We start from the raw sequence: 7,760 nt of genomic DNA on the forward strand, positions 1-7,760 counted from the left end.
ATTAGCACAGGGAAAAGCATCGACCGCTTCAATCCTGGCGGTCGATCCCGGCCCAGCGGCCATGGCGCCTCAATAGGCATCCGTCACGTGGGTGGGCGCCACCGGGTCGCCCTCTTCAAACTCCTTGGCGTGCAGCCGCGCGTAGTAGCCATTCTTCGCCAGCAGCTCGACATGGGTACCGCGCTCGACAATCTGGCCGTCGTCCATCACCAGGATCAGGTCGGCTTTCTCGATGGTGCTCAGGCGGTGGGCAATCACCAGGGTCGTGCGGTTTTTCACCACATGGTCCAGGGCCGCCTGGATATGGCGCTCGGACTCGGTATCCAGGGCCGAGGTGGCCTCGTCGAGAATCAGCAGCGGCGCATCCTTGAGCAGGGCCCGGGCAATCGCGATGCGCTGGCGCTGGCCGCCGGACAGCAGCACGCCGTTCTCGCCCACCAGGGTTTCATAGCCCTGGGGCATCTTCACGATGAACTCATCGGCATAGGCTTCGCGAGCAGCATGGAGCACCGCATCGGTGGGCGCGCCGGCCAAGTCGCCATAGGCGATGTTGTTGGTCACGGTGTCGTTGAACAAGGTGACCTGCTGGGTCACCAGGGCAATTTGCCGGCGCAGGTTGCGCAGGGTGAAATCCTGCACGCGTACGCCATCGAGCAGAATCTGCCCTTGTTCGTGCTGATAGAAGCGTGGGATCAAGCCCGCCAGGGTGGATTTGCCGCTGCCCGAACGCCCCACCAGCGCAACCATTTGCCCAGGTTCGACGATAAAGCTGATGTCGTTGAGCACCTTCTTGTCGCTATCGGGGTATTGGAAGCTGAGGTTGCGCACTTCGATGCGCCCGGCCAGGCGCTCATGCTCAATCACACCCTGGTCAACTTCTACCGGCTCATCCAACTGCTCGAAAATACTCTCGGCACCCGCCACACCCTTCTGGATGGTGGAGCTGACTTCGGACAGCTGGCGGATCGGCTTGGGCAGCAGGCCGGCCATGGTGATGTAGGCCACCAGGTCGCCGGGCGAGGCATCGCCACGCAAATACAGGACCAGGAACATGACCACGGCCATCGCACTGTAGGTCACCAGTTGCAGCATCGGCGTGTACACCGCGCCGGTCTTGGTCATTGCCAGTTGTTTCTCGGTATTGCTCAGGCTCGCCTGCTCGAAACGCACCTTTTCATAGTGCTCGCCGCCAAAGCTGCGGACTACACGGTAGCCGTGGATCGTCTCGGAGGCCACATGGGTCACATCGCCCATGGACACCTGGATTTTCTTGCTTTGCTTGCGGAATTTACGGCTGGTGCTGTTCACCATCATGCCGATCACCGGCAGGATCGCCAGCATCACCAGGGTCAGTTTCCAGTTCATCCACACCAGGGTGCAGAACAGGAAAATCACGGTCATGCCTTCGCGGATAACCACCTTGATCGCATCGGTGGCCGCGCCGGTGACCATGGTGACGTTGAAGGTAATGCGTGAAATCAGGTGGCCGGAGTTGTTCTTGTCAAAGAAGCGGTTGGGCAGCTCCAACAACTTGTTGAACAGCACCACGCGCAGGTCATGGACCAGCCCCAGGGAAACCCGGGCCAGGAAGAAGTTACCGAGGAACGAACCCACGCCCTGCCAGGCCGCGATCAGCACGATCATCAGTGGCACGGTTTCCAGCAACTGCAACTTGCCCAGATAGGGGTTGCCGGGGAACAGGCTGGCCTCGGGGTTCGCCAAGCCATCGACGAAATATTTGAGAATGTAAGCGAGCATCGGCTGGGTCGATGCGAAGATCAGGAACCCGACGATACTCAGGATGAACAGACCCACATAAGGCCGTACGTAAGTCAGCAGGCGAAAGTAAATCGCCAGCGTCGACTGGGTTTTCGGTTCAGGACTGCTCATGGGAATCCGCGCAAATCAGTAAGGCGCGGATCATATCACAGGCCTCTTCCCCCCAAAAAACATGAGCAGGGGCCAGCCTTGCATCAAGTCGGTTAAGATAACCGGCTATTGATGGGAGTCAGGCATGCAAGTAATCGATCACAACACCTATGAGGCATTGCGTGCTGGCGCGCAGGTGCTGGAAGCCGATGGTTCTGGCGACAAGGTGCTCCGGTTGACCGATGGTTGCATGCTCAAACTGTTCCGGCGCAAACGCCTGCTCAGCTCGGCGTTGTTCTACCCGTATGCCCAGCGTTTCGCCAACAACACCCGCGCCCTGCAGCAACGGGATATCCCCTGCCCTCGCATCATTGCGGTGTATCGCATCCCCAGCATTGCGCGGGATGCGGTGTATTACAGCCCGCTGGCCGGGGAAACCATCCGCCAGCTGAAACTCGCCAAGGCCGAGGCCGACGCCTTGCGTGTGCGCCTGGGCTGTTTTATTGCGCAACTGCATGAGAAGGGCGTGTACTTTCGCTCGCTGCACTTTGGCAACGTGGTGCTGACGCCGGAAAACACCCTGGGGCTGATCGATATTGCCGACCTGAGCTGCCAGAGCGCCCCGCTGAGCCAGAACAAGCGCCTGCGTAACTTCAGCCATCTGCGGCGCTATCCCGAGGATAGGCAATGGCTGCTGGGCGATGATGCCGGGCAAGCCTTCTTCAATGGCTATCGCCAGGGCTTGCCGGCAGGCAGTCAACAGGCGCCGTTGATTGAGCGCCTGCGACAACTACTGGACTGACTTCACTGGGTGATGACCAACACCGTGGCGCCTCGACGATTGGCGAAGCGCTCGACGATGCGCAGGTTGCGCTCGGCCAGCCAGCTGGTGAGCCAGGGCTCGTTACCGCGGGCTTCGATCAGGAAGTAGCGGAATTTATCGGCGTGGGCCGGTGACATGGCAGCCTCACGGGTCAATTGCTTGAGCCGATAACCACGCCCGGCGTAATAGCCGATCCTCCCGTCGTCGAAATACGCAGGGGCGTCCGGCTCGACGTTCGCCGCCATCCAGCGCCCCGCTTCGACGTACTGGACCTTACCCGGTCCGCTGGACACCACATTGGACAGCATCACCAACAGGCATACCGCCACCAGGGCCTTGCCCAGGCGCGGGAACTGTTGGGCAAACATCTGCAGCGCCAAGGCCAGCGCCGGCACAAACAGTAGGTTCAGGAAGCTCATGTAGCGCAAGTTCATGAACTGCTGCTGGATAAAGAACAGCAGCAATATCAACAGGTACAACAGCGCGGCCCAGGCAAAAGGCCGGTATTCATGCCAGTAGCGCTTGATTGCCTGCCAATTGCGTCCGCGCAGAAACGGCACGGCAAAAGGACCGCAAATATTCACAAAGCCGATGGCCATGGCCGCCAGGATGCCAAAAAAGATGATGCGTCCGGCTTCATCCTGGGAGTACTTGTTGATCAGCGAGTTGGCGAACTGCTCGCGCAGCAAATCAAATGACGCCAGCACACTGCTCGGGTTGATCAGGTCCAGATAGTAGGCAACGCGTGCCGATGAAAAACCACCCGTGGCCGAGACCAGCACCATCCCCACGACAACACCCAGCAGCGGCAGTGCGACAAACTGCAGCAGCGCCAGACGCCGCTCGCGCACCCACAGGCCAGGCATCTGCCACAGCCCCAATGCAGGCAACAGTAACAAGGCTTCCAACCGGAAGGCTGCCGCCGCGACAAGTGCCAGGTGGAGGGTTGCCGCCCGCAGCCAGCCCCCGCGTGCCTGCCAACGCATGGCCAGCCAAAGGGTCAGGATGCAGAAGAACCAGAAGCCAAACTCACGCAGGATTTCGCCACGAAACTGGTTGAACGCCGGCATCGCCAACACCACCAGGCAGGCCCAGGGCGCAAGCTGCACCGAGCGCTGGCGCACGCAGTCAACCAGCAGCGCGCAGGTCCCGGCAGCGAACAGCGCACACCACAAATAAGCACTCAGTTCTATGGGCAGGGCGGAAACCCAATGGGTGCCCGCCAGGAGCAGGGAGAACCAGGGCCAGTTGAATACGGCAAAGGCGGCTTGCGGGCCATCGACTTGAACGTCCTGGGCAATGGTCAGGTAGAAAGCAGCATCACGCCCGACAGTCGCTGCGCCCAACACCGCGATCAGGGACAGCAGCAGGCTCCCAAAAAATGCCACTCGAACAGGACGCTCGACGACAATACTCAACATCCGGGCCCACCACTTGCTGCCTATACCAACCACACCCCCCCCTTAAAACCTGGCGTCACATCATGTGCACAAGATTTGAAAACATATATTCCAGAAAAACCACTGCACCACGAAAACCCGGCGCCAAGTCATTGCAATCAACTCAGGCGCTGCATAGGTCATTCCCGGCGTAGCGTAGCAGGCTATAAAACGCTTACTTGAACATCAGCTGAAGCGCTTTGCGTGTGTACGACCAGCGCGTCAGGGCGCGCCAGTCTGTACGTATCGCCTGGCAGTAAAACTGCTTGGCAAGCGTGTATTCCCCAGCGCTGAAGCAATTGCGAAACAACGACAGGCAGCGCTGCGCGAGAAACGCACTGCGCAGGCCCTGCAACTCTGCAGGCATACGCACCGGCGAAAACACCTCGTCTACCAGGCTCACGCCAGCCGCGACACTGTGGTTGATGTCATGTCGCAAGCTGTCCGCATGCTTGTAGATCAGCGCCAGTGGCTGGTCGATGACCGTGCAAGGTACGCGCGCCAGGGCCTGGGCAAACACCGGGATATCCTCGGCGTTACGCATGCGCTCCGGGTAGTTGCCCACCGCGAAGATGTCACGGTGCATGGCGCAGGCGCCATTGGAGATCGCGATGGTCTTGTCCAGCAAGTATCCGCGCACTCGCTGGTATGGGGTGGCAGGCAGCGGCTTGACGGCATGCAGGCGGCGCTTGCCATCCTCGAACACCGACCAGTGGCCACCGATGATCAAGCGACTGTCCGGGTGAGCGGCAATATGCTGCGCGACCAGGGCCAGTGCACCGGGAGCCATTTCATCATCGGCATCCAGGAACATCAGGTACTGGCCAGTAGACTCTTCAATCCCACGGTTGCGCACCGAGGCCAGGCCGCCATTGGGCTTGCGTAAAACCCGCAAACGCCCCGGGTGCTTGGCCATCAACGCCTCGAGCACCTGCGGCGTCTCGTCGGTAGAACCGTCATCGATCACCATCAACTGCGCATCGGCTTCGTCGAGTTGCGCCAACACCGATTCAACCGCGCGCCCCAGGGTGCGCGCATAGTTATAGGCGGGGATGACGACGCCAATCAGTACCTCAGTCAATGACTTGCCCTTCCACGCCGTCCTTGACTACCAGAATATCTTCCATGATCAGGTACTGCAGGTCGGAGCCGAAGAACATGTTCAGGGCATCGGTCGGCGAGCAGATCATCGCTTCACCACGGCGGTTGAGCGAGGTGTTCAAGGACACGCCGTTGCCGGTCAGCACTTCCAACTCTTTCATCATGTCGTAGTAGCGCGGGTTGTACTCGCGCTTGAGCACCTGGGCGCGGGAGGTGCCATCTTCATGGACCACTTCCGGCACGCGGGTTTTCCATTCTTCGGCCACTTCAAAGGTGAAGGTCATGAACGGAGCCGGGTGATCGACCTTGATCATCTGCGGGGCCACGGTGTCGAGCATCGACGGGCAGAAAGGCCTCCAGCGCTCGCGGAACTTGATCTGGTGGTTGATCCGGTCAGCCACGCCCACGGCGCTCGGGCAACCGATGATCGAACGACCGCCCAAGGCACGCGGACCGAACTCCATGCGGCCCTGGAACCAGGCCACCGGGTTGCCGTCGACCATGATCTGGGCGATGCGCTTGGGCATGTCGTCGATCTGGCGCCACTTTGGCTTGCTCGGGTGCTTGGCGCACGCGGCAATCACTTCTTCGTTGCTGTAGGACGGGCCGAGATAGACGTGCTCCATCTTCTCGACCGGTACACCACGGGCATGGGACACATAGGCCGCCGCACCCACGGCAGTGCCGGCATCGCCGGACGCCGGCTGTACGAACAGCTCCTTGACGTCGTCGCGGGCAATGATCTTCTGGTTCAACTTGACGTTCAGCGCGCAGCCGCCGGCAAAGGCCAGCTTGCCGGTTTCCTTGAGGATATCGCCCAGGTAATGGTCGATCATCTGCAAGGCCAGCTTCTCGAACAGCGCCTGCATGCTGGCGGCATAGTGGATGTACGGCTCGTCGGCGATATCGCCTTCGCGCTTGGGACCCAGCCACTCAATCAGTTTTGGCGAGAAGTAGAAGCCCTTGCCCTTCTCTTTATAACGGCGCAGGCCAATGACGTTGGCGTAGTCGGTGTTGATCACCAGCTCACCGTTCTCAAAGGAAGCCAGGCGCGAGAAGTCGTACTTGCTGGCATCGCCATACGGCGCCATGCCCATGACCTTGAACTCGCCGTCGAGCATCTCGAAGCCGAGGAACTCGGTGATCGCGCCATACAGGCCGCCCAGGGAGTCTGGATCGTAGAACTCCTTGATCTTGTGGATCTTGCCGTTCTCGCCGTAGCCGAAGAAGGTCGTGGCGTACTCGCCTTTACCGTCGATCCCGAGGATCGCGGTCTTTTCCTGGAAGCCCGAGCAGTGATAGGCGCTGGAAGCGTGGGCCAGGTGGTGTTCAACCGGCTCGATCTTGATCTTCTTCGGATCGAAACCCAGTTGCTCCAGGCACCAGACAATCTTGTTGCGGTAGCGCTTGTAGCGCCGGTTGCCCATCAGGATCGCGTCCAGGGCGCGGTCCGGGGCGTACCAGTAACGCTTGGCATAGTGCCAGCGGGCCTCGCCGAACAAGCTGATCGGGGCAAACGGGATCGCCACCACATCAACATCAGAAGGCTTGATGCCAGCCTGCTCCAGGCAGAATTTTGCCGATTCGTAGGGCATGCGGTTCTTTGCATGTTTATCGCGTACGAAGCGCTCTTCTTCGGCGGCCGCGATCAGCTTGCCGTCGATATACAGGGCTGCGGAAGGATCATGGCTAAGGGCGCCGGACAGGCCAAGAATCGTCAATGCCACTGGGGTCTAGCCTCTTTTAGTCTGCATGCAGGCGCTGGCGCCTGAAAAAATGTGTGCCCCTCGCCTCGGCGAGAAAAGCTAAAGGGCGGGATTATAGCTTAAAAGCGGCAAAACGCCTCTAGCCGAAAATGGCCCGGAGAAACAAGAGGCATCATCGGAAAATCTCGATACTGCCGTCGCGGTTCTGCCGGTAGACGGTATAGGGCAGTACCAAAGTGTCGAGAACGCCCGACAGGGCAAAATCAATGGCGATCCAGGGCACCGAGGCGATTTGCTGGTCATCCAGGCTTTTCTTGCCGTTGGGTTCGCCATTGAGGGAGCAGAAGTCATACACCACACCACTGTAGATACGGGGCACGCTCTCGCAGTGGCTGCGCAGGTCCTTGAGTTTCTGGCTGGCCACCGCGTCCTCGCGAAACACGGTGTCGAGGGTACCGCAGGCCGTGGTCGAAAGGACAATAGCGGCAAGCAGCAAAATGTTTGTAGGATTCACGGGCAACCCTCTTTGGCATGGGGCCAACAGCCTAACGCAAGACTGCGTAAGACGAATATGCCGGCATTTTGCAGGAAGATTCTTCGTAAAGGCCTCGCAGAATCATTAAACTCGCGCCCTTTTTTTCCGCGCTTGCGCTGCACCTTATGAGCGTTGGTTGGCTCATGAACGTCGTTGCTCCGTAAGCGCTCCATAAACCCCACCTTCAAATGACCCAAGTACGACCTGATGCTGTGCTCCCGATTTTCTTTCTGGAGCCAGCCCATGATGCGCCCCGATCCCAAGGTTAAAGCCGTTTATCTTTATCC

6 protein-coding genes are annotated in these 7,760 nt (G+C 59.6%); 1 reads left to right on the top strand and 5 read right to left on the bottom strand.

Going from position 1 to position 7,760, the window contains the following annotated elements; genetic code table 11:
• Positions 1-69 precede the first annotated feature (69 nt).
• Positions 70-1,890: a lipid A export permease/ATP-binding protein MsbA gene (msbA, locus tag BLL38_RS05410; protein WP_076961612.1), complete on the bottom strand. Its 1,821-nt coding sequence runs from the start codon at positions 1,888-1,890 to the stop codon at positions 70-72.
• Positions 1,891-2,014: 124 nt separating this feature from the next.
• On the opposite strand from msbA, the gene BLL38_RS05415 reads away from it, so the two are divergent.
• Positions 2,015-2,671 carry a phosphotransferase gene (locus tag BLL38_RS05415; protein ID WP_076961613.1) on the top strand — a complete coding sequence of 219 codons (657 nt, stop codon included), beginning with the start codon at positions 2,015-2,017 and terminating at the stop codon, positions 2,669-2,671.
• A gap of 2 nt (positions 2,672-2,673) precedes the next feature.
• Here the strand turns inward: BLL38_RS05415 and BLL38_RS05420 are convergent, their stop codons facing one another.
• From BLL38_RS05420 to BLL38_RS05435, 4 genes are all read right to left on the bottom strand, one after another.
• Entirely contained in the window at positions 2,674-4,113 is a 1,440-nt protein-coding gene (locus tag BLL38_RS05420; RefSeq protein WP_090412814.1) for a hypothetical protein, read from the bottom strand.
• Between the two features lie 193 nt (positions 4,114-4,306).
• A complete protein-coding gene (locus BLL38_RS05425) occupies positions 4,307-5,212 on the bottom strand; it encodes a glycosyltransferase family 2 protein (RefSeq protein WP_076961615.1) in 906 nt (301 codons plus the stop codon).
• The gene (locus BLL38_RS05430) at positions 5,205-6,959 is read right to left on the bottom strand and encodes a carbamoyltransferase family protein (RefSeq protein ID WP_065942896.1); all 1,755 of its coding nucleotides are present in this window, start codon (positions 6,957-6,959) and stop codon (positions 5,205-5,207) included. The genes BLL38_RS05425 and BLL38_RS05430 overlap by 8 nt, the downstream gene beginning before the upstream one ends.
• 151 nt (positions 6,960-7,110) lie before the next feature.
• Positions 7,111-7,452, bottom strand: a complete 342-nt coding sequence (locus BLL38_RS05435; protein ID WP_076961616.1) for a YceK/YidQ family lipoprotein — start codon at positions 7,450-7,452, stop codon at positions 7,111-7,113.
• Positions 7,453-7,760: the final 308 nt, after the last annotated feature.

The sequence above is a fragment of the Pseudomonas gessardii genome (assembly GCF_001983165.1).
Lineage (GTDB): Bacteria > Pseudomonadota > Gammaproteobacteria > Pseudomonadales > Pseudomonadaceae > Aquipseudomonas > Aquipseudomonas gessardii.

What these genes read in the sequence shown, in the direction of transcription:
- msbA (WP_076961612.1), bottom strand. Translation starts at nt 1,890, where the DNA reads ATGAGCAGTCCTGAACCGAAAACCCAGTCGACGCTGGCGATTTACTTT.
- BLL38_RS05415 (WP_076961613.1), top strand. Translation starts at nt 2,015, where the DNA reads ATGCAAGTAATCGATCACAACACCTATGAGGCATTGCGTGCTGGCGCG.
- BLL38_RS05420 (WP_090412814.1), bottom strand. Translation starts at nt 4,113, where the DNA reads ATGTTGAGTATTGTCGTCGAGCGTCCTGTTCGAGTGGCATTTTTTGGG.